We start from the raw sequence: 236 nt of genomic DNA, 5'->3' as shown, positions 1-236 counted from the left end.
GTATCATCGCTGATACGGAAAATCAGAAAAACAACCTTTACTTCGTAGAAGTAAATTGGTTAAGTTAGAAAGGGCGCACGGTGGATGCCTTGGCACTAGGAGCCGAAGAAGGACGGGACTAACACCGATATGCTTTGGGGAGCTGTACGTAAGCGTTGATCCAGAGATTTCCGAATGGGGGAACCCACTATCTTTAGTCGGATAGTATCCTTACGTGAATACATAGCGTGAGGAAG

General features: G+C 46.2%; 1 rRNA gene. It reads left to right on the top strand.

The window, feature by feature from the left end:
• Positions 1-57: 57 nt before the first annotated feature.
• Positions 58-236, top strand: a 23S ribosomal RNA gene (locus tag FCK90_RS15290); the annotation flags it as partial.

The sequence above is a fragment of the Kocuria coralli genome, assembly GCF_008831305.1.
GTDB classification, from domain to species: domain Bacteria; phylum Actinomycetota; class Actinomycetes; order Actinomycetales; family Micrococcaceae; genus Kocuria; species Kocuria coralli.
Note: the sequence above shows the minus strand (reverse complement) of the source record. Positions and strands in the feature narration are given on the sequence as shown.